At 62.2% G+C, this 25282-nt stretch carries 21 protein-coding genes and 1 tRNA gene; 9 read left to right on the top strand and 13 right to left on the bottom strand.

Annotated features, from left to right (window positions below; translation table 11 throughout):
• Positions 1–3: 3 nt before the first annotated feature.
• Positions 4–1599, top strand: coding sequence for an alpha/beta hydrolase-fold protein (locus LOY54_RS21775; protein ID WP_258607889.1), 1596 nt, complete (start codon positions 4–6; stop codon positions 1597–1599).
• A 27-nt stretch (positions 1600–1626) separates the two neighbouring features.
• Here LOY54_RS21775 and LOY54_RS21770 read toward each other — a convergent pair whose 3' ends face one another.
• Positions 1627–3369: a SulP family inorganic anion transporter gene (locus tag LOY54_RS21770; protein ID WP_258607887.1), complete on the bottom strand. Its 1743-nt coding sequence runs from the start codon at positions 3367–3369 to the stop codon at positions 1627–1629.
• Positions 3370–3517: 148 nt separating this feature from the next.
• Here LOY54_RS21770 and LOY54_RS21765 point away from each other — a divergent pair, with 148 nt between their 5' ends.
• The gene (locus LOY54_RS21765; protein WP_177329157.1) at positions 3518–3922 is read left to right on the top strand and encodes a DUF2388 domain-containing protein; all 405 of its coding nucleotides are present in this window, start codon (positions 3518–3520) and stop codon (positions 3920–3922) included.
• 58 nt (positions 3923–3980) lie between these two features.
• Here the strand turns inward: LOY54_RS21765 and LOY54_RS21760 are convergent.
• The 5 genes from LOY54_RS21760 to LOY54_RS21740 all read right to left on the bottom strand — a co-directional run bounded on the left by LOY54_RS21760 (position 3981) and on the right by LOY54_RS21740 (position 7847).
• Positions 3981–4054: transfer RNA gene (locus LOY54_RS21760), tRNA-Gly, on the bottom strand.
• A gap of 157 nt (positions 4055–4211) precedes the next feature.
• A complete protein-coding gene (locus tag LOY54_RS21755; protein ID WP_123564672.1) occupies positions 4212–5096 on the bottom strand; it encodes an alpha/beta fold hydrolase in 885 nt (294 codons plus the stop codon).
• A gap of 322 nt (positions 5097–5418) precedes the next feature.
• Positions 5419–6111, bottom strand: coding sequence for a pseudouridine synthase (locus tag LOY54_RS21750; RefSeq protein ID WP_195884907.1), 693 nt, complete (start codon positions 6109–6111; stop codon positions 5419–5421).
• A gap of 27 nt (positions 6112–6138) precedes the next feature.
• Positions 6139–6360 (bottom strand): cysteine-rich CWC family protein, encoded by a 222-nt coding sequence (locus tag LOY54_RS21745; protein WP_045197585.1) that lies wholly within the window; start codon positions 6358–6360, stop codon positions 6139–6141.
• A complete protein-coding gene (locus LOY54_RS21740; RefSeq protein ID WP_258607886.1) occupies positions 6357–7847 on the bottom strand; it encodes a sensor domain-containing diguanylate cyclase in 1491 nt (496 codons plus the stop codon). The genes LOY54_RS21745 and LOY54_RS21740 overlap by 4 nt, the downstream gene beginning before the upstream one ends.
• Positions 7848–8060: 213 nt before the next feature.
• Here LOY54_RS21740 and LOY54_RS21735 point away from each other — a divergent pair, with 213 nt between their 5' ends.
• Positions 8061–8438 (top strand): hypothetical protein, encoded by a 378-nt coding sequence (locus LOY54_RS21735; RefSeq protein ID WP_258607885.1) that lies wholly within the window; start codon positions 8061–8063, stop codon positions 8436–8438.
• Positions 8439–8446: 8 nt separating this feature from the next.
• On the opposite strand, the gene LOY54_RS21730 is transcribed toward LOY54_RS21735, so the two are convergent.
• The gene (locus LOY54_RS21730; RefSeq protein WP_258607884.1) at positions 8447–9556 is read right to left on the bottom strand and encodes an enoyl-CoA hydratase/isomerase family protein; all 1110 of its coding nucleotides are present in this window, start codon (positions 9554–9556) and stop codon (positions 8447–8449) included.
• 126 nt (positions 9557–9682) lie between these two features.
• On the opposite strand from LOY54_RS21730, the gene ung reads away from it, so the two are divergent.
• From ung to LOY54_RS27715, 4 genes are all read left to right on the top strand, one after another.
• Entirely contained in the window at positions 9683–10375 is a 693-nt protein-coding gene (gene ung, locus LOY54_RS21725; protein ID WP_258607883.1) for a uracil-DNA glycosylase, read from the top strand.
• A gap of 85 nt (positions 10376–10460) precedes the next feature.
• Entirely contained in the window at positions 10461–12344 is a 1884-nt protein-coding gene (locus LOY54_RS21720) for a DUF4982 domain-containing protein (RefSeq protein WP_258607882.1), read from the top strand.
• Between the two features lie 52 nt (positions 12345–12396).
• Positions 12397–14343 (top strand): hypothetical protein, encoded by a 1947-nt coding sequence (locus LOY54_RS21715; protein ID WP_258607881.1) that lies wholly within the window; start codon positions 12397–12399, stop codon positions 14341–14343.
• A 1154-nt stretch (positions 14344–15497) separates the two neighbouring features.
• The gene (locus LOY54_RS27715) at positions 15498–16775 is read left to right on the top strand and encodes an autotransporter outer membrane beta-barrel domain-containing protein (RefSeq protein WP_408980603.1); all 1278 of its coding nucleotides are present in this window, start codon (positions 15498–15500) and stop codon (positions 16773–16775) included.
• A 46-nt stretch (positions 16776–16821) separates the two neighbouring features.
• On the opposite strand, the gene LOY54_RS21705 is transcribed toward LOY54_RS27715, so the two are convergent.
• From LOY54_RS21705 to LOY54_RS21685, 5 genes are all read right to left on the bottom strand, one after another.
• A complete protein-coding gene (locus LOY54_RS21705; RefSeq protein WP_093380044.1) occupies positions 16822–17853 on the bottom strand; it encodes an AbrB family transcriptional regulator in 1032 nt (343 codons plus the stop codon).
• Positions 17846–19360 carry a tripartite tricarboxylate transporter permease gene (locus LOY54_RS21700; protein WP_258607879.1) on the bottom strand — a complete coding sequence of 505 codons (1515 nt, stop codon included), beginning with the start codon at positions 19358–19360 and terminating at the stop codon, positions 17846–17848. The genes LOY54_RS21705 and LOY54_RS21700 overlap by 8 nt, the downstream gene beginning before the upstream one ends.
• A 1-nt stretch (position 19361) precedes the next feature.
• A complete protein-coding gene (locus LOY54_RS21695) occupies positions 19362–19820 on the bottom strand; it encodes a tripartite tricarboxylate transporter TctB family protein (protein ID WP_045197606.1) in 459 nt (152 codons plus the stop codon).
• A 70-nt stretch (positions 19821–19890) separates the two neighbouring features.
• Positions 19891–20871, bottom strand: a complete 981-nt coding sequence (locus tag LOY54_RS21690) for a tripartite tricarboxylate transporter substrate binding protein (RefSeq protein WP_045197609.1) — start codon at positions 20869–20871, stop codon at positions 19891–19893.
• A gap of 34 nt (positions 20872–20905) precedes the next feature.
• Positions 20906–22195: an OprD family porin gene (locus tag LOY54_RS21685; RefSeq protein ID WP_258607877.1), complete on the bottom strand. Its 1290-nt coding sequence runs from the start codon at positions 22193–22195 to the stop codon at positions 20906–20908.
• Between the two features lie 201 nt (positions 22196–22396).
• On the opposite strand from LOY54_RS21685, the gene LOY54_RS21680 reads away from it, so the two are divergent.
• Both LOY54_RS21680 and LOY54_RS21675 read left to right on the top strand, forming a co-directional pair.
• On the top strand, positions 22397–23068 hold the full coding sequence (locus LOY54_RS21680; RefSeq protein ID WP_045197613.1) for a response regulator: 672 nt from the start codon (positions 22397–22399) through the stop codon (positions 23066–23068).
• Positions 23061–24440, top strand: coding sequence for a sensor histidine kinase (locus LOY54_RS21675; RefSeq protein ID WP_045197615.1), 1380 nt, complete (start codon positions 23061–23063; stop codon positions 24438–24440). The genes LOY54_RS21680 and LOY54_RS21675 overlap by 8 nt, the downstream gene beginning before the upstream one ends.
• Here LOY54_RS21675 and LOY54_RS21670 read toward each other — a convergent pair.
• Positions 24437–25243, bottom strand: a complete 807-nt coding sequence (locus LOY54_RS21670; RefSeq protein WP_045197617.1) for an HDOD domain-containing protein — start codon at positions 25241–25243, stop codon at positions 24437–24439. The two genes, LOY54_RS21675 and LOY54_RS21670, sit on opposite strands and share 4 nt — an antisense overlap.
• Positions 25244–25282: the final 39 nt, after the last annotated feature.

The following is a 25282-nucleotide window of genomic DNA, read 5'->3' as shown; positions in this document are numbered from 1 at the left end:
ATCATGCAAATATTCAATCAATGGCGCTGCGCCCTGGCGCTGGCCCTGTGCATGAGTGGCAGCGCGATGGCCAGTAGCGGCAACCTCCTGCAACCCGGGCAAACCGTCAGCGCCAGCTTTGCCCAGGGCCAGCAACCGGTCTGGACCTTGCAGCTCAAAGCCGGCGACCTGGTTCAGGGGCGGCTGCAGGGCGATGCCAGCCTGCGCCTGCTCGATGCCCAGGGCCAACCTGTACGGCTGCTCATCGATGGCCAGGACCAACCGCGCGAGTTCATTTTCATCGCCGAGCGCGATGGCGCCTATGGCCTGCGCGCCGAGGCGCTGGCCAGCCGCGCGCAAGCCACTTATGCACTGACCCTGAAGCAAGTAATCGCGGCCAGCGAGCAGAAGCGCACGGCCGCCCCGTTGCCAAGCCCGACCCTGCGCGAGTTGCAGCAACAGCTGGCTCAGGGCGCGAGTACCGAAGCCTTCTGGCAGGCCCGTCAGCAGCAGGGCACGCCGATGGTCGAAAGCGTGGCAGACCAGCCCGGCATGGCCTTGGTGACCTTCCTCTGGCGCGGTGCGCGGGACAACGTGCGGGTGTTCGGCGCGCCCTCGGGCAATCATGATGAACTGCAACGCCTGGGCGACAGCGACGTGTGGTTTCGCAGCTATCGGCTGCCGGCGTCTGCGCGCCTGAGCTACCAGATGGCCCCGGACGTGCCGGCCTCGGATGATCGGCGGATGATCCTCGCCAGCACCCGCCGCGATCCACTCAACCCCAACGGCTTTGCCGATGGCAGCGGCGACCCGTTCCTCTCGCGCTCACGCCTGGAATTGGCGGCAGCTCCGGAGCAACCCTGGGTTGCCGAGCGTCCCGGCATTGCTCGGGGCAGCCTGGAACGCAAGGTGTTGAGCAGTAAATTGCTCGGCAACGAGCGTGACGTTTACCTGTACCGCCCGGCGCAGTGGCAGCCGGGCGCCAAGGGCCAGGGTTTGCTGGTGCTGTTCGATGCCCACGCCTATACCCGCCAGGTGCCGACCCCGACGATTCTCGACAACCTGATCGCCGATGGCCTGATCGCGCCGACTGCGGCGTTGATCATCGCCAACCCCAGTGACCTCAGCCGCCAGCAGGAACTGCCGCCCAACCCGCAGTTCGCCCGCTTCATGGCTGAAGAACTGATGCCCTGGGCGCGCCGGCAAGGTCTTGCGGCAGCGTCAGAACGCACGGTGGTGGCCGGTTCCAGCTACGGCGGCCTGGCGTCGGCCTACCTGGGTCTCAAGCACCCGCAGCTGTTCGGCAATGTCTTGAGCATGTCCGGTTCCTACTGGTGGGGACGTGAGGGCGAAGAGCCGGGCTGGCTCACCCGCGAATACGTCAAGGCGCCCAGGCAAGCGCTGCGCTTTTACCTGCAGTCGGGCCTGTTCGAAGGGCCGAAAATCCTCGACACCAACCGCCATCTGCGTGACGTGCTGCTGGCCAAGGGGTATGCGGTGGAGCAGGTCGAGTACCCGGCCGGGCATGATTATTTGCAGTGGCGGGGCAGCCTGCCGTGTGGCTTGATCAGCTTGATCGGCAACGTTGCGCAAGCGCCCAAGGCCTGTCAGCTCCGGTAATGGCTCGATCGCGGGGCAAGCCCGCTCCTACCCATCTGTAGGAGCGGGCTTGCCCCGCGATGTCGTTTCCATCCCCGGCACCGTTGCCCTGCGACTGCGATTGCGCCACAACCGATACGCCCGGATCCCCGAGCGTACCGAGCCAAACAACAAGCCGTTCTCCATCTCCCGGGCGATCCCCGAGCGCACCAGCATGCGCAAGAAGCGGCCGCGTGCCCGGGCGATACCGAAGTAGATGCCGCGGGCTGTCAGGGTATCGCGCACCTCGCGCAGGGCCGCAATACCGCTGACATCGATGGAACTGACCGCTTCGGCATCGAACAGCACCGCGCGCGGCTGCTCCTCGCGCTGCACCGCCTCGAGCAAACGCATCTTGAAGTAGTCGGCATTGAAGAACAGGATCGCATCGTCAAAGCGATACACCACCAGCCCCTGCACCGTGCGCGCATCCTGGTGGCGGCGGATGTCGACCTGGCCCTCGATGCCCGGTACCCAGCCGAGCACCGCATCGGTAGGCTGGTAGATGCTGTAGAGCAAACGCAGGATCGCCAGGGTCACAGCGATGATGATGCCCGGCAGCACACCGACGCCGAGCACGCCGACGGTAGTCAGCACGCACAGCCAGAACTCGAAGCGGCTGAGGCGGTAGATTTTTTTCAGCGACTGCACATCGATCAGCCCCCAGCCGGCCATCAGCAAAACCGCACCGAGGGCAGCCTGGGGAATCCAGGCCATGGGCGTGGTGAAGGCCAGCAGGATCAGGGCGATGACCAGGGCGGCGATAATCCCCACCAACTGGCTTTTGCCGCCGACCATGTCGTTGACCGCGGTGCGCGAGTCGGCGCCGCTGATGGCAAAGCCCTGGGAAACCCCAGCGGCGATATTGGTGACCCCGAGCGCGAGGAACTCATGGTTGGCGTTGATCGCATAGCCGTGGCGGGCAGCAAAGCTGCGGGCAGTCAGCATGGCGCTGCAAAAGCTCACGGTGGCGATACCCAGGGCGTCGCGCAACAGACTTTTCATTTCTTCCAGGTTGGTTTGCGGCCAGGCCAGTTCCGGCATGCCGGCCGGCACCGGGCCGAGGATCGCCACGCCAAAGCGGTCGAGGCCAAACAGCCCGACTACCAGGGTGGCCACTGCCACGGTGACCAACGCCGCCGGCAGGCGCGGGTAGCGGCGCGGCAACCAGATCAGCAAACCCAGCCCGGCAACGCCGATCACCAGGGTCAGCCAGTGGATTTCGCCCAGGCGCTGCAGCAGGTTGATCAGGCTGAGGACAAAGCCGTTACCCTCGATCTGAAAGCCCAGCACCTTGCCCAGTTGCCCGGCCAGCAGGCTCAGACCGATACCGTTGAGGTAACCGATAAGGATCGGTCGCGAGAAGAAACTGGCAATGAACCCGGCTCGCGCCAGCCCGGCACCGATCAGCATCAGGCCAACGAGGATGGTGACAATCACCGACAACTGCGCCAGCCGCGCCGGATCGCCCATGGCCAACGGCGCAATGGCCCCGGCGACCATGGCGCAGGTGGCGGCATCCGGGCCGACCATCAACTGCCGCGAACTGCCGATCAGCGCATAGACCATCATCGGCAGGATGCACGCGTACAGCCCGTACTGCGGTGGCAGGCCGACGATCTGCGCATAGGCGATGGCGATGGGAATCTGGATCGCCGCCACCGACAGGCCGGCCTGCAGGTCATGACGAAACCATTCGCGGCGGTACTGCAACAGATTGGCCAGGCCAGGCAGCCAGCGGGAGAGAAACATGCACGGATCCTTTCGAGTGTTTCGCGGTGGGCTATTAAAGCGCAGCGCGCGGCGCCTGGGCAGGGCGCCAAGTCAAAAACACTGCTGTTAAGTCTGGCTCAAGCGGTGAAGAATGCCGGCCGATTAAAGGGACAGTGAATGGATACCGATGGAACGCAGGATCAATCGCTGGAAAAAGCGCGCAATGTTGCTGAGCCTGGCCTGGTGCTGTAGCGCCCAGGGCCAGGGCGACATCTTTGGTAGCGGCGGCGACGTCGATGGCATGTTGACCCTTGGAGCCACGTTTTATCTGCCCTTCATGCTCACTGGCGCAACCACTTATGGACCCACCATGGCCTCTGAGGCCAGTTCCGGCAAAGATGGCAAACGCGTGATGGCGCAGGCTCGCGACGATGCTGCGGCGTTCATTGCCAGCGACGGGGCTTACCGGGGTGTCTATCTGGAATCGGCGTTGAACTGGTTGCGTAGCGAAGGGCGTGCGCCAGGCGCAACGGATCGCGACCTGGCCCAGGGAATACTGGTGCTGGCAGCAGTTGAAGCGAAGGGGATCTAGCGAAACAGCCACCAGAGTGGTGGCCAGGGCCTCAGCGGCGCTGAAACCTGAAGGAAGCTGGAGCGGGTGAAGGGAATCGAACCCTCGTTATCAGCTTGGGAAGCTGGAGTAATGCCATTATACGACACCCGCTTTCAGGGCTGACTTTGTACCAGAACTTCGTCGCGATTTGAAGCCCTATGTTGCTTAAGCGTCATCTGCCGGTGGCCAGTAGCGCGAGGTCGTGCATCTTCTGTTCAGCCTTTGGGGCTGTTGATGCAGGAGGCTGCGCTACCGGCGACCGTGTCGCTCAGATAGCCAGTGCATGGTGCTCCTGGGTGTAGCTGTAACGCGGGCGCGATTCTTTCAGTGCCGGCTTGAGGAAGCCAAGCAGGGCTTCGCGGGTGTCGCGGCAGGCGGCCTTGTGTTCCATATCGAGGAAGTGGCCGGTGGCGCGGATCTCGCGAAAGTGGCTGTTGCGCACGTGCTGGCCGAACTGGCGGGCATCTTCGGTGGTGGTGTATTCGTCCCACTCGCCATTCATGAACAGCACTGGAATGTCGATCACCCGCGCCGCCCGCAGGGCATTGCCCAGGTCGTGGTCGAGCACCTGGTTGATGTGAAAGTGCATCTGCGCGTATTCGTGGTTGTCCAGGCTGCTGACGTGGCGGTAGTTGAAGCGCTTGAACAGCGACGGCAGGTGCTTGCCGATGGTGTCGTTGACCAGGTTGCCGACCTGGTAGCGGTCGCAGGCGCTCAGGTACTGGCAGCCGCGTTCGAGGTAGTCGCGCATCGGTTCGTTGATCACTGGCGAGAACGAGCTGACCACCGCCTTTTCGATGCGCCGCGGCTTGTGCGCCAGGGCCAGCAGGGTGCAGGCGCCGCCCCAGGAGAAGGACATGACGTGATCGGCGCCAAAGTGGTCGATCAGCTCCAGGAGGATCTGCCCTTCGGTTTCCTTGGTCAGCAAATGTTCGTTGCGGTTGTGCGCTTTGGACTTGCCGGCGTAGGGCTGGTCATAGAGCACCACGTTGAATTGCGGGTGCAGGTTGCGCACCGTCTGGGCAAACGAGGCCGTCGTGGCCAGCGAGCCATTGATCAGGATGATCGTCTTCTCAGCGGCATCTGCGCGATAGAACTCCGTGTAAACCCGATACTGACCTTGTATATCAAGCACAGCGATTTCTGGCCTCATGTCGTCGACTCCTGGCGCAAAAAGGGTGTTCGCACATGCAAGGATGCGCGTTCTTTATGACAGGTAGGCATACGCCTTGAAGAGAAGCTGAGGGCCCTGGTCGATCCGCGTGGCACGTTGGTCGACCGGTATTGTTCTAGGAGGGCAATCTGCCGGACGCCGGGGCTTCGAGGCACTGGTCGCTGGCAAAAAGGTGTCTTGGACTACAGTCGTGACTGACTGGTCACATGCAGACCGACGATTGGATTCAAGCAGGCACCCGGCCAACCCGCAAGTGCCGTTGGGACAATTGACGAAAATTTTCCGCCCGGCGGTCGCAGGCTCAGATCGCCCGGATTTCTTCAGGGTAGAGCGCGCGGTACTGACCGGGCTGCAGGTTGGGGTCCAGCTGCAACGGGCCCATGCGTTCGCGGTGCAGGCGCACGACCTTGTTGTCGAAGTGGCCGAACATGCGCTTGACCTGGTGGTAGCGGCCTTCGACGATGCTCAGGCGCGCGCTGCGTGGGCCGAGCAAGGTCAATTCGGCGGGCAGGGTGGTGAGGTCTTCAAAGGCGAAGTAGAAACCCTGACGGAATTTCTCGATGTAGTGCTCGCCGATCTCCTGCTCGGTCTCGACGTAGTAAACCTTGGGCAGCTTGGTCTGCGGCTGGGTCAGGCGCCGCGACCACAGGCCATCGTTGGTCAGCAGCATCAGCCCGGTGGTGTTGAAGTCCAGGCGCCCGGCGATGTGCAAATCTTCGGTGTCGGCTTGGTCGATCAACTCGATCACCGTGGGGTGCTGCGGGTCCTGGGTGGCGCTGACGCAGCCCTGGGGCTTGTGAAGCATCAGGTAGCGCAATGGGCGCCCGGCCTGCAGCAGTTGCTCGTCGACCTCGATGCGGCTGAATTCGCGCACCTCGAAGCGTGGATCGCTGACCTGCTGGCCATCCACGCGCACGCGCCGTTCGACCAGCAGCAAACGCACGTGCTGACGGCTGAAGCAGGGCAGGTTGCTGAGGAAGCGATCGAGACGCATACAAAACCAGGTGCAGGGCGCGACAGTTTAACCGGCTGGCGTGGCCTTGGCTGCCTGCAATTGCGCCTCGACCTCGGCGCAGCGCGGGCACAGGCAGGCCTGGTTGCGCAGTTCGGCGGGCAGGGCTTCGAGTACCTTGGGGTCGATGCTCACGCCGTAGCACCAGCAGGCCTGGGCGGCCGTGCGCGGGTCGGCCAGGCTGCAATCGTTGCTGGCGCCGCAGGCGGGGCAGCGGCGGCTGTCATTCATGATCGGGGCTGTTCATGGTCGGTTCGGGGTATCTCGCTGCAGACACGGTTGCGCCCACTTTGTTTGGCCCGGTACAGGGCACGGTCGGCGCGGGCGATCAGGCTGTGCAGGGTATCGTCGGCCTGCAGGTTGCTCAAGCCGATGCTGGCGGTCAGGTGGATCGGCTGCTCGGCATAGGTAAAGGCCAGGGCCTCGGTCTTGCTGCGAATTTTCTCGGCCACCGCCGCGGCGTTCTGGCTGTCGGTGTCCTTGAGCAGCACGATGAATTCCTCACCACCCCAGCGGCAGATGATATCAGCATGGCGTAGGCATTCCTCCAGCACCTGGGCGAACTGGCGCAGCACTTCGTCGCCGGCCAGGTGGCCATGGGTGTCGTTGAGCGCCTTGAAGTGGTCGAGGTCGATCAGCAGGGCGATCAGTGGCTTGGGTTCGCGCTGGGCTTCCTGCAGCGCTTGCGCGGCCAGCAGGTCGAAGCCACGGCGGTTGGGCAGGCCGGTGAGGCTGTCGAGGGTGGCCAGGGCTTCGATGTTGTCCTGATGGCGCTTGACCATGGCATTGAGCAGCGACAACACCACCAGGGTGATCATCGCGCAGATCGCCAGGTTCAGGTACAGCGACTGGCGAATGGCATCCATGGCGCCGTCTTCGCGCTTGTCGACGAACAGGTACCAGTTCAGCTCCGGCACCAGGCGCACGTTGAGGAAATGACTATGGCCATCGCTGCTGTTGTATTCATGGCTGCCGCTGACCGGTTGTGGCATTTGCCCGAGCCCGTCCAGTTCGACCAGCGGCTGCCCGGTCCTGGCGCCATGGGGACCGCCATTGGAGCCGGTAAGCACGATACGCCCCTGCGGATCGACGAAGAACACCTGGCGCTGGTAGCGCTGCTGGTAATCGTCGATCAGGCGGATCACCGCCTCGACCGTCAGGCCGATGCCGGCGACGCCGATGAACTTGCCGTCGTAGTCGAACACCCGGTAGTTGATGAACACCGTGAGGCGGTCCTGGTTGGCCATGTCGAGGTCGACGTTGATCTCGTAGGGCGTGTTCATTTTCAGTACCCGCTGGTACCAGGCATCACGGGGTTCTTGCGGGTTGATTTTCTTCAGTACGCCCTTGGTCTGGTAATAGATACCGCTGTTGCTGGAGACGAAGAACGCCGTATAGGCGTGGTGCTGGCGCATGATTTCGTCCAGGTAACGGGTGACCTGGGCGGTGTCGCGCTCGCCGCCCAGGGCCCAGTCGCGCAAGAAGGTGTCGTGAGCCATCATCGACGAGATCAGGATCGGGCGTACCAGGTCTTTCTGGATTTCCGAATAGACCGTATCGGAGGTCAGCGGCAGCTCGGTGTTGACGATGTTGTCGCGAATCGAGCTGCGTGAGGCGAAGTAGCTGAGCAGGGAGGTCGCCAAGAAGCCGCAGGCGAGCAACAGCAGTAATGTCAGGATCAGCGAGCGCTGCGAAAACAGGGCGGAACGAGGCGGCATGACATTCCCGGTCTGTAGGCCAATGGCCTTCATTCTAGTGGTGTGGCAGAAAAATAACTTTACGATTTTTAAGGGTATCGGCCTTGTATCAATTTATTGCAGCAATGGCACCGGACCTGGTTTTGACAGTCTTATTCAATGTCGATGAACACTTGCCGATCGACGCCGACCAGCGCCGCTGGGATGGGCAGTTTCGCGGTCCGGGAGGCCGCCATGTATCGCCGACTTTTACTGCTTGCAGTGTTGGGTTTGCTGACCACCGCCTGTGTCCCCTATGGAGGTAACGGTTACTACCGCACCGAGGTCTACACCGCCGATCGCTATGGCTATCCGGGGTACTACCGGCCGTCGTATCCCTACAGCCGCGGCTACTATGTAGCACCGCAGCCGCGCTACTACGTGGTGCCACCTTCGCGTTACTACGCGCCGCCACCGCACTACTACCGTCCGGCGCCCCACGGCTATTACCGGGAAACGCCGCATAACTACTACAAGCCTTACCCGGGGCGCGGCCATGACCGCTACCGCCAGGGATCGTCACGTCACGAGCGCAGCCGTGACGGCTGGCCGGATCGCAACTGGCGCCGCTGAGGCGCCATTCAGACCAGGTCCGCCAAGGGGTGACGACCTTCCCACGCCTTACTGAAATGCGCTTCAACCACCGCCGTTGGCACCTGGGCGATATCTGCCCAGTGCCAGCGCGGTTTTTGGTCCTTGTCGATCAACCGTGCGCGCACCCCTTCGCTGAACTCCGGATGCTGGCAGCAATTGAGGCTCAGGGTGTATTCCATCTGGAACACCTGGGCCAGCGACAGGTACTTGGCACGCTGTATTTGCTCCCAGACCAGGTGCGCGGTCAGCGGGCAGCCTTCGAGCATGGTCTGCGCGGCCTTGGCCAGCAGCGGGTCGGCGTGGTTGCGCAGCTGGGCGATGGCACGCCAGGCGCACACCGGGTCGGCGACATCGAGCAACGCGTCGATCTGCTGGCGCCTGGGCAGCCACTGGGCTTCGGGCCTTTGCGCCTGGGCGCCGTTCTGTTGGGCCTTGAGCAGGCTGTTGAGTTGCAGGGCGGTCTGCTCCTGCCAGTTCAATTGCAGCAGGTCGTCGAGCAACTCTTCCTGCTGGCTTTCGCCCAGCAGACGGTCGGCCAGGCCCAGGTCGAGGGCATCGCTGGCGTTGATCGGCGCGCCGGTAAGGCCGAGGAACAAGCCCAGTTTGCCGGGCAGGCGCGACAAGAACCAACTGCCGCCGACATCCGGATACAGGCCGATGCTGATCTCCGGCATGGCCAGGCGGCTGCTGGGAGTGACCACGCGTACACTGGCCCCCTGCAACAAACCCATGCCGCCACCCAGCACATGGCCGTGGCCCCAGCAGATCAGCGGCTTGGGGTAGGTATGCAGGCGGTAGTCGAAGCGGTATTCGGCGGCAAAGAACTGCGCCGCCAGGGGCGGGACCCGGCCGGGATGGTCAAGGCAAGCCTGGGCCAGGCTGCGCACCTCGCCACCGGCGCAGAAGGCCTTGGCGCCTTCGCCGCGCAGCAGCACGCAGACCACATCCGGGTCATCGGCCCAGGCCTTGAGCTGTTCGTCGAGTACCTCGATCATCGGCAGCGACAAGGCATTGAGGGTTTGCGGCGTATTGAGGGTGGCAACGCCGATGCGCGCGCCGTCGACGCCGGTGAGTTCTTCGCACTGTACTGCAGCCATGGGCGACCTCGTGGTTGATCCGCACAAGTATGGCCGCTGCTGGCGATTTCGGCGGTCGCCGGTCGGATCGATTGACAAGCGCAGGCAGCTTTCCTAGTGTCGCGCCATTGTTTTACGGACCCGACCATGACTGACGACGATCGCATCAAACTTGAACCGAGCTGGAAAGAGGCTCTGCGCGCCGAATTCGACCAGCCCTACATGCACCAGTTGCGCGAGTTCCTGCGCGAAGAGCACGCTGCCGGCAAAGAGATCTACCCACCTGGCCCGCTGATCTTCAACGCCCTCAACTCCACCCCGCTGGACCAGGTCAAGGTGGTGATCCTCGGTCAGGACCCGTACCACGGCCCGGGCCAGGCCCATGGCCTGTGCTTTTCGGTGCAACCGGGGGTGGCGACGCCGCCGTCGCTGGTGAACATCTACAAAGAGTTGCAGCGTGACCTCAACATCGAGATCCCCAAGCACGGCTGCCTGCAATCCTGGGCCGAGCAGGGCGTGTTGCTGCTCAACACCACCATGACCGTCGAGCGCGCCAACGCCGCGTCCCATGCCAAAAAGGGCTGGCAGTTCTTCACCGACCGCATCATCGAAGTGGTCAGCGAACACCAGCCCAACAGCGTATTCCTGCTCTGGGGCGCCCATGCCCAAAGCAAGCAGAAACTGATCGATGCCACCAAGCACCTGGTGCTCAAGTCGGTGCATCCATCGCCGTTGTCGGCCTACCGTGGCTTTCTCGGCTGCGGCCATTTCAGCCAGGCCAACCGCTTCCTAAAGCAGTGCGGACTGACCCCGATCGACTGGCGTTTGCCGCCGGTTTGAGGCTGGGCACCTAGCATTTTTGTCAGTTTCGCGATTCGTTTGATTGGCATCTACTACCCCCATCTGTTACCGGGATGGGTACATCATGACCGATCAAGATATCGCTAACCTGCTGATCGAACCTCGTATTCCGGTAGCGCTAGATCCTGCACCGAACGACTATGCTTACCTGATTCACCGCAAGGACCGAGCAGCGCCGCTGCAGGTGATGATTGATCGGGTATGGCCCGGACATGAAGTGTTCGGGCCAACCCTGGTCACCTTGCTGTGGAATGGCGTTGAGGCGGTCGATTCGCTTGAGCTGGAGGCCGGTTTTGATCCGCAGGTCGAGTTTCCACTTGAGCTGAAGGTGCCCCAGGGCAAACTCCTGACTCCGGGTGAGTTCGAGGTCCGGTACCGGGTCGACAACGGTAACCCGTCAATTTCTCATCCTGTCATCATTCGTGTTGATTCAGAGGCGCCCAACCATGGAGGTCTTGGCAGCCGTCTGGATTTTGCTGATACACCGGAGGTAATTACCGAAGCTTACCTCGCTGCCAACGGCCAAAAGCTGAGCGCAACGACCCGTTGGCCGGATGTCGAATATGGCGATGTGCTTTATTGGTATTGGGATCAGTTTTCCACAGACGCCGCCAGTCAGGCCGAACCAAGGATCGAGGATGCCGATGGCTGGGTCGAAGTCGACGATCCGCAGCAAGTCGTTGTGGTGGAAATTCCCGGCGATGTAATCAGGCGAAAAAACAACGGCCTGCGCTATTGCCATTATGTTCTGGTGGATCGCTCGGGTAATTCAGGCCCAGGATCGCGGTCCGTGGAGTTCGAAGTTCTACTGGATGCCCTGCCCGATCTACCACACCCCGACATCCCGCTATCACTGCCCGACGGGCTTGTTGATCTGGAGGACGCGCGGATCGGGGTGCAGGTCGAGATTCCCTTCTTTGCCAATGTACGTCCTGACGATGGATTCGAAGCGTTCTGGAATGGCCACAGCCTTGGGCGACAAACCATTGATGCACAGACTCGCTGGCCCTTGCGCTTTGACGTGCCTTGGGCGGTTCTAAGCCTTGGCGCATTGGAGCAAGTCATCAATGTCGGTGTCAGGTACAACTGGGAGCGGCAGGGAATCAACCCGGTTCCCTCTCCGATACGGGTGGTGTCCGTTGACCTGAGGGTGGCCGGGCCGGTCAATCCCGAGAACCCGGGGCCGATCAACCCATTGCTGCCGCGCCCTGTGGTACTGGGGCAGACCGAGGAAGACGTACTGACCGACGCCGATTTCGGCCTCGATGCCAGGGTCCGGATCCGTTTGCATGCCGAGTTGCTGGAAGGCCAGTGGCTGGGTGTGTACTGGGGCACGCATAGCGATGCATTCGTCCATCAGCTCGACAGCGATGACATTGAACAGGGTGAAGTGCAGATAGACGTACCCTGGGAAGTGGTGTTTGCCCAAGGCAACAACACCGCCTTGCCGGTGTACTACTACACCTTCAATGATCGCAACTATCAGCATTCACCCAGTACCGCGGTGCGGGTTGAAATCATTCGCGTGGTCGATCTTCCAGCTGCGCGCTTCCCTGATGCGGACCTGCACAAATGGATCAATTGTTATACCGTTCCACCCCCTTATGAGGGTATTACCATTCGTATCCCGGCTGCCTCCGGGCTGCAAGCCGGGGACGTGGTGGAAGTCTATTGGCAAGGCTGTGCCAACAACAATGGTTCCAATCCGATCACGGGCACCGATATTGTTCTTGGTAAAGAACAACCGTTGACAGCCGTTGAGGCGCGGGATGGCTTTGATCTGCATCTTTCGCAATTTTCCCCCTATATAGAAGAGCCGGCAAAAGTTGCAGGGTCGGGCCTGGTTTATTATCGGGCAACGCGCCTGGGTGGTGGTCGTCATTATTCCCAGTATGACTTTGTGCGGGTTTCGGTTGTGTGGCCTGGCGGTGGTTTCTGCCTCGGCTAATACAAAAACAATGCAGTACTCACCGTTCTACAATCGTAATGGAGCATCTGTCATGTCGATTATCGAAATGTCTGCCGAGCTGAAAGCCGAGCCTGCACCATCGCCCAACAATACCACGACCATCCCGCCTTTGCGGCCGACCAACACTTTGCCAGACGAGCCTTCAGAGAATCCGCAACAACCTAATCTGCTGCCCAAAAGCGAATACAGCCGAGGTGTAGGCCTGGCCATTGATCCGTTTACCGCCGAGCCAGAATTTGGTACGGATGGCAGAGTTTCTATTAGTTACAACAATGTCGAGGTTTTTCACCGAGACCTGCCTTGGCCTCCGAACTTTGCTGGTGGCGCCATCCAGTTTTTTCTACCGCTGACGGCACTGGGCGACACCCACGGGCCCAGATTGCTTGAGTACGTCATCGAACCGCCCAGTGGTAATGGCGGTATCGCCGATACCTTGACGATCAGTATCGATACCCTGGCCCCGCACAATGACAGCCAGCCACCGCAGCCGTACTTTACCGATCCTGCGCTGGCTGACGGCTTGCTGACGCCGGGCTACCTGGAGAGCAATGGCGGTGTCGAATTTACCGTGCCGGCTTACGATGACTGGCAACCGGGCGACTCGATCCAGGTGTTCATCGACGGTATCGTCGCCCCGGTACATGTCCAGTCGGTGCCTGCCGCGGGACAGTTCACCTTTACCGTCACTGCCGCGAACTTCCCTGCGCTTTCAGATGCACAGCACAAGGTTTACTACCGTCTTTACGATCGCGCAGGCAACGACTATCCGGGCGGCTCCCATCCCTTCTACTTTCGCTGGTTGCAAGGCGAATTGCCGGAGAACCTGCAGGCGCCGCGCATGCCTGAAGCGCCTATTGACCTGGCGGAAGCCCGCAGCAACGTTCCACTGGTTGAAATTGACGAGTATGACGGCGCCGAGGTAGACGACTTTATTCGGCTTTACCTGGTTGAGAATGGCGCACGCAAGTTACTGTCGTTGACCCGCCTGACCCTTGGCTTTACCTGGCCGCTGGAAATGTACTTCCGTTATCCCGAATGGATGGCACTGCCTGTCGCCAACGGTTCCGTCGAGTTGCTGTACACCGTTACCCGATCAGGCGTTGATGTTACTTCTCCAGCAGACACCTTTGCTTATGATCTGCGGGTTGTCGGCCCGGAACCGGACCCGAACAACCCCGACCCGGTCAGCCCGCTGCTGTTTGCCCCGGTCATCAGACCCGCTGTTTCGGGTACCGATGACGTGTTGACACCGGAGGATGCCGACCAGGATTCGACTGTCGTCATCCAGCCTTATGAGAATGCCAAACCCGGAGACATCGTTACGGTGTTCTATGGTTCGACGAATGGCCAGCTCGCTGCGTTCCCGTTACCTGACCCTGTCGGTTCGAGCATCGAGGTACCGTTACCCTGGGACATCGTCAAAGCCATTGGCTCGGGTGAGCAGATTGCGGTGTGGTATGAGATCAGTGGAGCCCCGGGCGGTGACAATTTTCACCGTTCACCGACCAAGTACATCCACGCGACAGTTGCGGCGGTGGTAACGCTTGCTCGGCCGACAGTGCCGAATGTAGCGGCTAACGGATACGTTGCTTGCTGCCAACGTCCCTGGGAGGGTGTCGATATCAAGATGCTTGACAGTGCCAATGTCGTTGAAGGCGACACGTACGAGCTTGACTGGCAGTTGTTCCTGCTTTCCAGCGAGTATCCGATGCCAGGTCTGCCTATCGACGAAACGCGGCACACCTTTAGCGGAACTTTTGACACGGCCGCCGAAGTAGCCAACGGCAAAATTCATCGAGTGCCAGGTTCTCCCTATACAGAGGGAACGGTGAATGGCTACTTCGTTATCCGCTGGCGGTCGTATCATAATGGTGTGCAAACAGGTGAGTCGATGAGCCACTTGAATGGCTACAATATTCATGTTGTTGCCACTAACTGTGTTTGCGGGCCGGGCCAGCTTTGCGGGGTACAGTGCTAAGTTCAGGAGAATGAACAACCTCGCCGGAAGTGCTGAACTTCCAGCGAGGTTGTTGAATAACCCTCCATGTTCGTAAGAATATTCCTACATATTGTTATCCATCAGATCTTTAGTCTTCGCAGCTCTTAACCCAATGCGCTTTCGGTCAGATGACTCTAAGCGCTGATCGCAGAGAGCTGATGATGACTAACTTTGTACCTGGCAACACCACCGTATTGTCCCGAGCAGTCAAAGCTGCCTTGACCCTACCCTTTTTTCTGCTGGCCGAGCCTGTGTTGGCAAAGGTCGTGGACAAGGAATTCACCGTCGACAGCGGCACGCCCCTGGATGCCTATGATGTGCGCCCTGGCGCAGTCCTCAACATCGAGGGCAGCCAAGCCAGTACCCGCGAGCTGCTGTTGAACCAGGCCACGCTGAACATCAACGGTGGCAACGTCAATAGTGTTACGGCACCCGCTATTCGCTTGCTCGACAGTCACGCACGTATCGCTGGCGCCAACATCACCAGTGAGCGTGGCATTGGCTTGCAGGTTGCTCGTTTTATCAACTCGGGCCTGCATTCCACCGCGCAGGTCAGCAATAGCCAGATCAGCGGCGCCAACGCCGGGGCCTGGGTCACTGCCAACAGTGTCTTGAGCCTGGACAATTCACAGGTGATCGCACGCAACCAGGACGGTTGGGGAACGCTGTTGCTCAACGGTAACCTGCAGGCGCGTGACAGCCTGATCCAGGGTGGCGGTATCGGACTGCTGCTGGCCGATGAAAAAGCCTCGATGCATGGCACCGGTGGCGAAGTGAGCCTGGAGGGCACCGCCGTGATTGGTGAACAGGGGCCGGCCATTGAAGTGCGCGGCGCACAGGCGCAGATCAAGGTGAGCAATGGTTCGACCTTGCACGGCGGCAATGGCAACCTGCTGGAACTGACCCAAGGTGGCTCGGCCACTGTCGAGGTCAGCCATTCCGAATTGCTGGGCAATGTACAGGTGGGCGACGCCAGCAACCTGAAGCTTACGCTCGACCAGGCGAAAATGCAGGGTGATGTGCGGGTCGAGGGGCTTGGTGAGGCGAGCGTAAGCCTGATCAACTCCGCGCAGCTGCGGGGCAATCTGCACAATGTTCAGGCGCTGAACATCGCCAGCCAGGCCAACTGGATCATGGATGGCTCGAATCAGGTGGCAGCGCTGAACCTGGACGGTGGGCAGGTCAGCTTCGGCGATTCCGGTGCTTTCCATCAGCTTGACGTCGGCACCTTGACGGGCCAGGGCACCTTCCATATGGCCGTTGACTTTGCCGCGGGCGAGGGTGATCGTCTGAATGTCACTGGCGAAGCCAAAGGGGAGCACAGCCTGGCGATCAAAGCCAGCGGGCTGGAGCTTGATCCGGTTGAGCGGGTTACCGTGGTCACTACCGGTGGCGGCGATGCAGAATTCAGCCTGTTGAACGGTCCTGTAGACCTGGGTGCGTTTTCCTATGACCTGACCAAGGAAGGCAACGACTGGCACCTGGACACCGAGAAGAAAGTCATCAGCCCCGGCACCCGTTCGGTCCTGGCGCTGTTCAATACCGCACCGACCGTGTGGTACGGCGAGCTGTCGTCGCTGCGTACCCGCATGGGCGAGTTGCGCTACAACGAAGGTAAAAGCGGCGCCTGGGGCCGGGCTTACGGTAGCAAGTATAACGTTGCCGAGTCGTCTGGCACCGCCTACAAGCAAACCCAGCAGGGCTTCACCCTGGGTGCCGATGCCCAGGTGGGCGACAGCCAGTGGCTGGTCGGTGTGCTGGCCGGTCATAGCAAGTCCGACCTGGACCTGAGCCGCGGTACTACCGGTACGGTCGACAGCTACTACGCCGGTGCCTACACCACCTGGCTGGACCAGGACAGCGGTTACTACTTTGACGCGGTAGCCAAGGTCAACCGCTTCGACAATAAGTCCAAGGTGGCGATGAGCGACGGCAGCCAGGCCAAGGGCAACTACAAGACCAACGGTGTGGGTGCATCGGCTGAGTTCGGTCGTCACATCAAGCTCGATGACGGCTACTTCGTTGAACCTTTCGCTCAAGTGTCGGCAGTGAGCATCCAGGGTGCGTCCTACGACCTGGACAGCGGCCTGAAGGCTGAAGGTGACCGTACTACCTCGGTGCTCGGCAAGGCCGGTGCCACGGTGGGTCGCAACTTTGATCTTGGCGAGGGACGCTTTGCCCAGCCGTACCTGCGCGCTGCCGCGGTGCACGAGTTCGCCAAGAACAACCAGGTCAAGGTCAACGACAACGTGTTCAACAACGACCTGTCCGGCTCGCGTGCCGAGGTCGGTGCCGGTATTGCCGTGTCGCTGTCCGAGCGCCTGCAGTTGCATGCCGATATTGACTACAGCAACGGCGACAAGATCGAGAAGCCGTTCGGTGCCAACGTCGGCGTGCGTTTCACCTGGTAAGCGCGTAAAGAACAAGAGGAAGCCTTGGCTTCCTCTTTTTTTTGCTTCAGTCGCAGCGTTTGTCCCAGTGCCTGAACAACGGCTCGGCCAGAAACAGCACGAACAGCAAACGCATCACCTGTAGCGCTGTGACCAGTGGCACCGACAGTTGCAGGGTTTCGGCGGTCAGGCTCATTTCGGCGATGCCGCCGGGCATCATGCCCAGGGTCAGCGAGCGCAGGTCGAGGTTGGTCATGACACTGAGCACACCCGCCGCAAGGCCTGCGATCAACATGGTCAGCGCCGTGGCAATCAAGGTGCGGCCGAGAAACGACGGTGCCCGGCGAAAGAACGCGCGGTTGAAGTGACAACCCAGACCGCTGCCGATCAGCCATTGGCCGATCTGGCTGGCGCCATCGGGCAGGGCCACCTGCAGGTTGGCGCTGACACTGGCCACCGCCGCCACCAGCAACGGCCCGAACAGCCACGGGTTGGGTTGTTTCAAACGCTGCCAGCCCAGGGCCAGCAACACCCCCAGCGGGCAGATCACTACCAGCCAGCCCCAGTGCACGCTCCCGGCGTGGGTCAGCGGCACGCCATTGCCGAGCAAAAACTTGAACAGCGCCGGCACACACAGCACCACCGCCAGCACCCGCAAACTCTGCGCTGCCGCCACCTGGCTGAGCACCGCACCGTTACGGGCGCCGAGGTTGACCATCTCCCCGGAGCCACCGGGCATGCTGGAAAAGAACGCTGTGGCGCGGTCTTCGCCAGTACGGCGCAGCAACCACACCCCGACCACACTGGAAACACTGGTGATCAGCGCCCCGCAGAAAATCAGGCCGAAGTTGCTCGCCACCTGCTCGACCACCGCCGGGGTGAAGTGCAGGCCGATCCCGATACCGATGATCCACTGCCCGCACTTGCGCCCACCGGGGATCTCGCTCAATTGCCAGGGCGTCAGGCAACGCACGAGGATGATCGCCAGCAACGAGCCGACCATCCACGGCAGCGGCCAGCCGACCCTGCTGGCGAGGTAACCGCCGGCCAGGCCGACCAGGCCGGTGGCCCAGTACAGTTTCAAGCGGCCATCAGACATCGGCCAGGGCACGACGCTGGAGGCTGCGCTTGCGCCAGATGCGCAGCAGCGGCAAAAGCATCATGGCGATGGTCAGACCCCACACGCTCATGCTGATCGGGCTCGACCAGAGGATGTCCAGGGCACCATTGGAAATCGACAGCGCGCGGCGCAGGTTCTGCTCCATCAACCCGCCGAGGATGAAACCCAGCAAGATTGGCGACAGCGGGAAGTCCATCTTGCGCAGGATGTAGCCGAAGATACCGATGCCGATCATCAGGAACAGGTCGAAGGTGGTGGCATGCACCGCGTACACACCGATCGCGGTGATGATCGCGATCACCGGCACCAGCGCCCAGTTCGGCACGGCGAGGATGCGGGTGAAGATGCGGATCATCGGGATGTTGAGGATCACCAGCATGATGTTGGCGATGAACAACGACGCGATCAGGCCCCAGACGATGTCCGGTTGCTGGGCGAACAGCATCGGCCCCGGGGTGATGTTGTACAGGGTCAGGGCGCCGATCATCACGGCGGTGGTGCCCGAGCCGGGTACGCCGAGGGTCAGCATTGGCACCAGGGCGCCGCAGCAGGAGGCGCCGATGGCGGTTTCCGGTGCGGCCAGGCCGCGCTTGTCGCCCTTGCCGAAGGTGCCGCTGGCACCGGCGATGCGCTTTTCGGTCATGTAGGCCACGGCGCTGGCCAGGGTTGCGCCGGCACCGGGCAGCACGCCCATGATGAAACCGAGCAGGCCGCAGCGAATGTTGACGACGAATACCGAGGCCGCTTCCTTGAAATTGAACAGCATGCGCCCGGTGGCTTTCACCGCTTCGTGGCCATGGTGGGTTTTTTCCAGCAGCAGGAGAATCTCGCTGATGGAGAACAGGCCCAGGACCAGCACCACGAACTGAATGCCATCGGCCAGGTGCACGCTGTCGCCGGTAAAGCGGTACACGCCGCTGTTGGCGTCGATGCCGACACTGGAAAGAAACAGCCCGATCAGCGCGGCGATGAAGGTCTTCAACGGCCGGTCGCCGGCCATGCCACCCAGGCAGACAATGGCGAACACCATCAGCACGAAATACTCCGCCGGGCCGAAGGCGATCGCCCATTTCGCCAATAGCGGCGCGAACAGCACCATGCCGCAGGTAGCGATGAAGGCGCCGATGAACGAACTCCAGGCCGACAGCGACAGCGCCACCCCGGCCAGGCCCTGGCGGGCCATGGGGTAGCCGTCGAGGGTAGTCATGACCGTCGACGCCTCACCGGGGATATTGAGCAGGATCGAGCTGATCCGCCCGCCGTATTCGCAACCCAGGTACACCGCTGCCAGCAAAATCAGCGCCGACTCCGGCGGCAGGCCGAGGGCGAAGGCAATCGGGATCAGCAGCGCCACGCCGTTGATCGGGCCCAGGCCCGGCAGCAGGCCGACCACGGTGCCGATCAGGGTGCCGGCGAGGGCGGTAACCAGGTTGTAGGGGCTCAGGGCGACGCCGAAGCCCTGGCCGAGATAACCAAGCGTATCCATGTCAGTTCTCCAGAACGTCGAGCAGGCCGAGGGGCAGGGGCACATCCATCACACGGTCGAACAGCCAGTACAGGGCGATGCTCATCAGGCCGATGATCACCACGCTGGGCAACCAGCGCCCGCCATACAGGCGCGCCATCGGCACGCCGATGAGGATGCTGCTGACAATGAAGCCCAGTGGCTCGAAGGTGGCGGCAAAGACCAGCAGCAAGGCGACGCAGAGGCCGATCTTGTTCAGGGTTTCGCGGTCCAGTTCGGGTTCGTCGTCCTTGTGCACGATCGGCGTGGGACGAAAGGCCAGGTACAGCAGGCCCGCGGCCATCAGGCCGAGCATCAGCAAGGGATAGGCACGTGGCCCGACCGGTTCGTAGGAAAAGGCTGCCTGGTAGGGCCAGGCCATTACGGCCAGGGCGGCGCACAGCGCCAGCAAAAACAGGGCGAAGAGACGTTGCAGGATCATTGCGGAATCCTCTTTTCGCGGGGCAAGTGGGAGCGGGCTTGCCCCGCGATGCGTTCGAAAGGGGAGAGGCTTATTGAATCAAGCCAAATTCCTTGGCCAGGGCCTTGTAGTCAGCCACCTGCTTCTTGACGTAGGTGTCCAGCTCGACACCGGTCATGGCGAAGGGGAACAGCTCGCGCTGATCGCGCAGCTTGGCGAACTCTTCGGAGGCCAGCAGCTTGTCGAACGAGGCTTTCCACCAGTCGTACTCTTCATCGGTGACTTTCGGCCCGAGGTAGAAACCGCGCACCACCGGCCAGACGATGTCGTAGCCCTGTTCCTTGGCGGTGGGGATGTCCTTCATTTCCGGCTCGTCCAGGCGGGTTTCGGCGAACACCGCAAGCAGGCGCATGTCACCGCTCTGGATGTGTGGCATGGAGTCGGAGATGTCGGTACTGCCGACCTGAATGTGCCCGCCGAGCAGCGCCGTGGCGATTTCGCCGCCGCCTTCCAGGGCCACGTAACGCAGGTCGCGCGGGTTGATCCCGGCGGCCTTGGCGATCAGCGCGGTCTGCATCCAGTCCTGGCTGCCGACGGTGCCGCCGGAGCCGATCACCACCTTGCTCGGGTCTTTTTTCAGCGCCGCGACCAGGTCGTCGAGGGTCTTGTAGGGCGAATCGCTTTTCACGGCAATGGCACCATAGCTGGTGCCTACCGCCGCCAGCCAACGCACGGCGTTTTCATCGAAACGGCCGAACTTGCCCTGGGCCAGGTTCAGCAACGAACCACTGGACCAGGCCACCAGGGTGCCGGCATCGGCCGGACGCTGGGCGACCACCGCGTTATAGGCCACCGCGCCGACACCGCCGGGCATGTAGGTGACGCGCATCGGTTTGCTGAGGATCTTTTCGTTGACCAGGGCGCTTTGCACCAGTTTGCAGGTCAGGTCGAAACCGCCGCCGGGCGAAGCCGGGGCGATGCATTCAGGGCGTTTCGGTTCGCCCGCCAGAACGTTGCCGGCCAGCAGCAGGCAACCGGTGGCGAGGGCAATGCGGCGCAGTGAAAAAGTCATCGTGTCTCTCCGTGAACGTTATTGTTATCAGGGATTACCACAGCGCAAGGCTGTAACTCACCAGCAGTCGCACTTCGTCGGCATCGCGGGCGAAGTTGGAGCGGAAGGTGGCGTTGCGCAGGCGCACGGCGACGTTTTTCAGGGCGCCACTTTGCACCACGTACTTGAACTCGGTGTTGCGTTCCCACTCCTTGCCCTCGCCACCATTGGCCAGGCTGACATTATCGCCGCTGATGTAGCGGCTCATGAAGGTCAGGCCGGGGATGCCGAGCTTGCTGAAGTCGTAGTCGTAACGGGCTTGCCAGGAGCGCTCGTCGGCGCCGGCGAAGTCGTTGATCTGTACGAAGTTGACCAGGTACGGGTCGGCGCCATCGACATAGGGGAAGGCGGTGTCGCCGGACAGGTGCTGGTAGCCGGCGCTGAGCTTGTGGCCGTTCAGGCCGTAGCTGAGCATGCCGTTGAGCGCGGTGTTGTCGATGTTGCCACCGCGGGCCTGGCCCTGGTCGTCACTGAAGGCCATGCGCAGGTCGGCGCCGAAGGTGCCCGGGCCCCACGGCTGGGAGGCGATCAGGCCGACGAAGTGCTGGCGGTAGACGTCATCGAGCTGGGCCCAGTGGTAGCTGCCGGTGATCTTGTCGGTGAACCTGTAGTCCAGGCCGGCCATGTCGAAATGGTTGCCGGCGACGGTGCCAAGAAATCGGCTGTTCTTGTTGTTGAGGGCGATGTCCTCGTTGTTGGTGCTGTCGCGGTCGCGGGCTTTTTCCAGGCGCCCGCCGGTGAAGGTCAGGTTGCTGATTTCGCCCGAGGTCAGCAGGCCGCCCTCGAAAGTCTGCGGCAGGATGCGCCCGTCGTTTGGCTGCAGGGTTGGCAGCTCCGGGATCAGCGTGCCGATCTTGAGTTCGGTCGCGGAGATCTTCACCTTGCCGGTCAGGCCGAGCTTGGAATACTCGTCGGCGGCGCGGCCATCGTCGTGGGTTGGCAGCAGGCCGGTGCCGGTGCGGTCGGGGCTTGAGTCGAGCTTGATACCGAGCATCCCCAGGGCATCCAGGCCGAAGCCTACAGTACCGTCGGTATAACCTGACTCGAAATTGAGCATGAAGCCCTGGGCCCATTCGTCACGCTTGGATTGCTGGGCGCTGGTGCCATCGCGAAAGTCGCGGTTGAAGTACATGTTGCGGGTTTCGAAACTCGCCTTGCTGTCATCGAAGAAGGCGGCCTGGCTCAACGGGGCGACGCCGGCAAGGGCGAGGGCGCTGGCAACTGCGGTCTGGCGGGAAGGTAGACGTCGGGTAGGCGCGTACGCCTGCGGCTGCATGGACAGCATCGTGGAGTGACTCCGTTATTGTTCTTATTAGTTCGGACCTTGGGTCCGGTTTTACGGCAAGCAGAGTGAGCCGTGAGAGGATGCTAGGGCGTGAACCTTTCGCTAACCTTTCAGCAGCTTTTGATTGCGCCGAAGGCTTCACAGGCGGGCTGTCGGCTGTACACTCCGCGCCATTGAACGCGACGCAAAGGGGAGAAATCGATGCGTGTGCTGCTCGTCGAAGACCATCTGCAACTGGCCGAAAGCGTGGCCCAGGCCCTGAAAAGCACCGGCCTGACCGTGGATGTGCTGCATGATGGCGTGGCCGCCGACCTGGCCCTGGCCAGCGAGGAATACGCCGTGGCGGTACTCGATGTCGGCCTGCCGCGGATGGACGGCTTCGAGGTGCTGGCGCGCCTGCGGGCCCGCGGCAAGACCGTGCCGGTGCTGATGCTGACCGCGCGCAGCGACGTCAAGGACCGGGTTCATGGCTTGAACCTGGGCGCCGACGATTACCTGGCCAAGCCGTTCGAGCTGACCGAGCTTGAGGCGCGGGTCAAGGCCCTGCTGCGCCGTAGCGTGCTCGGTGGCGAGCGCCAGCAGCGCTGCGGGCCACTGGTTTATGACCTCGATACCCGGCGCTTCACCCTCGGCGAAGAACTGCTGACCCTGACCTCCCGCGAGCAGGCGGTGCTCGAAGCACTGATTGCGCGGCCCGGGCGGGTGATGAGCAAGGAGCAACTGGCCGCCCAGGTGTTCGGCCTGGACGAAGAAGCCAGCGCCGACGCCATCGAAATCTACGTGCACCGCCTGCGCAAGAAGCTCGACGGCCATGCCGTGGCGATCGTCACCTTCAGGGGGCTCGGCTACCTGCTCGAGCACAAAGATGCGTAACAGCGACAGCCTGCGCGGGCGACTGCTATGGAACCTGGCAATTCTGCTGGTGGTGCTGATGCTGGCCAGCGGCCTGAGCGCTTACTGGAACGGCCGTGAAGCCGCCGACACCGCCTACGACCGTACCTTGCTGGCCTCGGCGCGGACCATCGCCGCCGGCCTGTCGCAGCGCGACGGTACCCTCAGCGCCGACGTGCCCTACGTGGCGCTGGATACGTTCGCCTACGACAGCGCCGGGCGAATCTACTACCAGGTCAACGATATTCACCAGCGCTTGATCTCCGGCTACGAAAACCTCCCGGCGCCGCCGCCCAATACCCCGCGCACCGACGATTACCCGGCCCTGGCGCGCTTTTACAACGCCCGTTACCTGGGCCAGGACGTGCGCGTGGTCAGCCTGCTCAAGGCGGTCAGCGAGCCGAACATGAATGGCATGGCCGAAATCCGCGTGGCCGAAACCGAAGAGGCGCGGGTGCGCATGGCCCGCAGCCTGATGGCCGATACCCTGCTGCGCCTGGGTATGCTTGCCCTCGGGGCGCTGATGCTGGTGTGGTTTGCCGTCAGCGCCGCCCTGCGCCCGCTGGAGCGCTTGCGCAGCGCTGTGGAAGAACGCCAGCCCGATGACCTGCGGGCCTTGCCGGTGGTCCAGGTGCAGCGCGAGCTGAGCCCGCTGGTGCGCGCCCTGAACCACTTTACCGAGCGCTTGCGCGGCCAGTTCGAACGCCAGGCGCAGTTTATCGCCGAGGCCGCCCATGAACTGCGCACGCCGCTGGCGGCGCTAAAGGCGCGGGTCGAACTGGGCTTGCGCTCCAACGAGCCGCAAGTCTGGCGCGAAACCCTTGAGGCCGCCGCGCAAGGCACCGATCGCCTGACCCACCTGGCCAACCAGTTGCTGTCGCTGGCGCGGGTCGAGAACGGCGCCCGGGCGATTGCCGAAGGCGGCGCGCAATTGCTCGACCTCAGCCAATTGGCCCGTGAGCTGGGCATGGCCATGGCGCCGCTGGCCCATGCGCGTGGCGTCGCCCTGGCGCTGGAGACCGAGGGGCCGGTGTGGGTGCGCGGCGAGCCGACGCTGCTCAATGAGCTGCTGAGCAACCTGGTCGATAACGCCATGGCGTATACGCCCAAGGGCGGCGATGTGATTCTGCGCGTGGTTGAGCCGGGCATTCTCGAAGTCGAAGACGACGGCCCGGGGATTCCTGAAAGCGAGCGCGAAAAGGTCTTCGAGCGCTTCTACCGGCGCGGCGCCCAGGGCACTGGCCTGGGCCTGGCGATTGTCGGCGAGATCTGCCGCGCGCACCTGGCGCAGATCAGCCTGCACGATGGTGAGCGTGGCGGCTTGAAGGTGCGGGTCAGCTTCAGCGCTGACTAGCGGAACATCGCCTTGGCATTGAGCAGGTCGCTGGCCTGCAGTTCAGTGCCGGTAGGCAGGCCAAGGTGGCGGTAGGCGGGCAGGGCGGCCAGCGGTCGTTCCTTGCTGTTGCTGCTGAGTACCTGGGCGATCTGCACAATATCGACGTAGTCGACCTTGTCGGTGCCGCGATCCAGGTCCTGGATCAGCCCGGGCAGGTGCACCAGTTGCTCGGGGAACTCCCAGACGCTGAGGATCTTGTCGCCCAGTGCCGGGTGAATCTGTTCGATGACATAGTTCAGGCTGACCGGGTCGGAGAGCAGCTCGTTGTGCTCTTCGGCATACAGCAGGATCGGCAGCGCGCCAATCTGATGAACCAGGCCAGCGAGGGCTGCCTGGTCCGGCTTGAGCTGGGTGAATCGCAGGCACAGCTCATAGCTGATGCCCGCCACTTCGAGGCTTTTTGACCAGATCTCGCGCATTTTTTGCTCAACCACATCCGAGCGGGCATGGAAGATCTGCTCGATCACCAGGCCGATCGCCAGGTTGCAGCTGTAGTTGATGCCCAGGCGGGTGATGGCCGTTTGCAGGTCGGTGACCTCGGTGGCGGCGCGCAGCAAGGGGCTGTTGACCACCTTGATCAGGCGCGCCGACAACGCTGCATCGCGACCGATCACCTTGCTCAGGGTGCTGACGCTGATCTCGCTGTCTTCGGCGGCTTCGCGAATGCTCAAGGCCACTTCCGGCAGGGTCGGCAGCACCAGGTCATCGTTGTCGATGGCGCTCAGCAGGTGGGCCTGGATCATCTCGGCCATCTTGTTCATGGTGATTCTCTACCGCAATTGACGAGTGCCCCGCCCGTG

This window comes from Pseudomonas sp. B21-032, assembly GCF_024748965.1.
Taxonomy (GTDB): Bacteria; Pseudomonadota; Gammaproteobacteria; order Pseudomonadales; family Pseudomonadaceae; genus Aquipseudomonas.
This window is presented reverse-complemented; position numbering and strand designations above follow the sequence as displayed.

What these genes read in the sequence shown, in the direction of transcription:
- LOY54_RS21775 (WP_258607889.1), top strand. Translation starts at nt 4, where the DNA reads ATGCAAATATTCAATCAATGGCGCTGCGCCCTGGCGCTGGCCCTGTGC.
- LOY54_RS21770 (WP_258607887.1), bottom strand. Translation starts at nt 3,369, where the DNA reads ATGTTTCTCTCCCGCTGGCTGCCTGGCCTGGCCAATCTGTTGCAGTAC.
- LOY54_RS21765 (WP_177329157.1), top strand. Translation starts at nt 3,518, where the DNA reads ATGGAACGCAGGATCAATCGCTGGAAAAAGCGCGCAATGTTGCTGAGC.
- LOY54_RS21755 (WP_123564672.1), bottom strand. Translation starts at nt 5,096, where the DNA reads ATGAGGCCAGAAATCGCTGTGCTTGATATACAAGGTCAGTATCGGGTT.
- LOY54_RS21750 (WP_195884907.1), bottom strand. Translation starts at nt 6,111, where the DNA reads ATGCGTCTCGATCGCTTCCTCAGCAACCTGCCCTGCTTCAGCCGTCAG.
- LOY54_RS21745 (WP_045197585.1), bottom strand. Translation starts at nt 6,360, where the DNA reads ATGAATGACAGCCGCCGCTGCCCCGCCTGCGGCGCCAGCAACGATTGC.
- LOY54_RS21740 (WP_258607886.1), bottom strand. Translation starts at nt 7,847, where the DNA reads ATGCCGCCTCGTTCCGCCCTGTTTTCGCAGCGCTCGCTGATCCTGACA.
- LOY54_RS21735 (WP_258607885.1), top strand. Translation starts at nt 8,061, where the DNA reads ATGTATCGCCGACTTTTACTGCTTGCAGTGTTGGGTTTGCTGACCACC.
- LOY54_RS21730 (WP_258607884.1), bottom strand. Translation starts at nt 9,556, where the DNA reads ATGGCTGCAGTACAGTGCGAAGAACTCACCGGCGTCGACGGCGCGCGC.
- ung (WP_258607883.1), top strand. Translation starts at nt 9,683, where the DNA reads ATGACTGACGACGATCGCATCAAACTTGAACCGAGCTGGAAAGAGGCT.
- LOY54_RS21720 (WP_258607882.1), top strand. Translation starts at nt 10,461, where the DNA reads ATGACCGATCAAGATATCGCTAACCTGCTGATCGAACCTCGTATTCCG.
- LOY54_RS21715 (WP_258607881.1), top strand. Translation starts at nt 12,397, where the DNA reads ATGTCGATTATCGAAATGTCTGCCGAGCTGAAAGCCGAGCCTGCACCA.
- LOY54_RS27715 (WP_408980603.1), top strand. Translation starts at nt 15,498, where the DNA reads ATGGATGGCTCGAATCAGGTGGCAGCGCTGAACCTGGACGGTGGGCAG.
- LOY54_RS21705 (WP_093380044.1), bottom strand. Translation starts at nt 17,853, where the DNA reads ATGTCTGATGGCCGCTTGAAACTGTACTGGGCCACCGGCCTGGTCGGC.
- LOY54_RS21700 (WP_258607879.1), bottom strand. Translation starts at nt 19,360, where the DNA reads ATGGATACGCTTGGTTATCTCGGCCAGGGCTTCGGCGTCGCCCTGAGC.
- LOY54_RS21695 (WP_045197606.1), bottom strand. Translation starts at nt 19,820, where the DNA reads ATGATCCTGCAACGTCTCTTCGCCCTGTTTTTGCTGGCGCTGTGCGCC.
- LOY54_RS21690 (WP_045197609.1), bottom strand. Translation starts at nt 20,871, where the DNA reads ATGACTTTTTCACTGCGCCGCATTGCCCTCGCCACCGGTTGCCTGCTG.
- LOY54_RS21685 (WP_258607877.1), bottom strand. Translation starts at nt 22,195, where the DNA reads ATGCTGTCCATGCAGCCGCAGGCGTACGCGCCTACCCGACGTCTACCT.
- LOY54_RS21680 (WP_045197613.1), top strand. Translation starts at nt 22,397, where the DNA reads ATGCGTGTGCTGCTCGTCGAAGACCATCTGCAACTGGCCGAAAGCGTG.
- LOY54_RS21675 (WP_045197615.1), top strand. Translation starts at nt 23,061, where the DNA reads ATGCGTAACAGCGACAGCCTGCGCGGGCGACTGCTATGGAACCTGGCA.
- LOY54_RS21670 (WP_045197617.1), bottom strand. Translation starts at nt 25,243, where the DNA reads ATGAACAAGATGGCCGAGATGATCCAGGCCCACCTGCTGAGCGCCATC.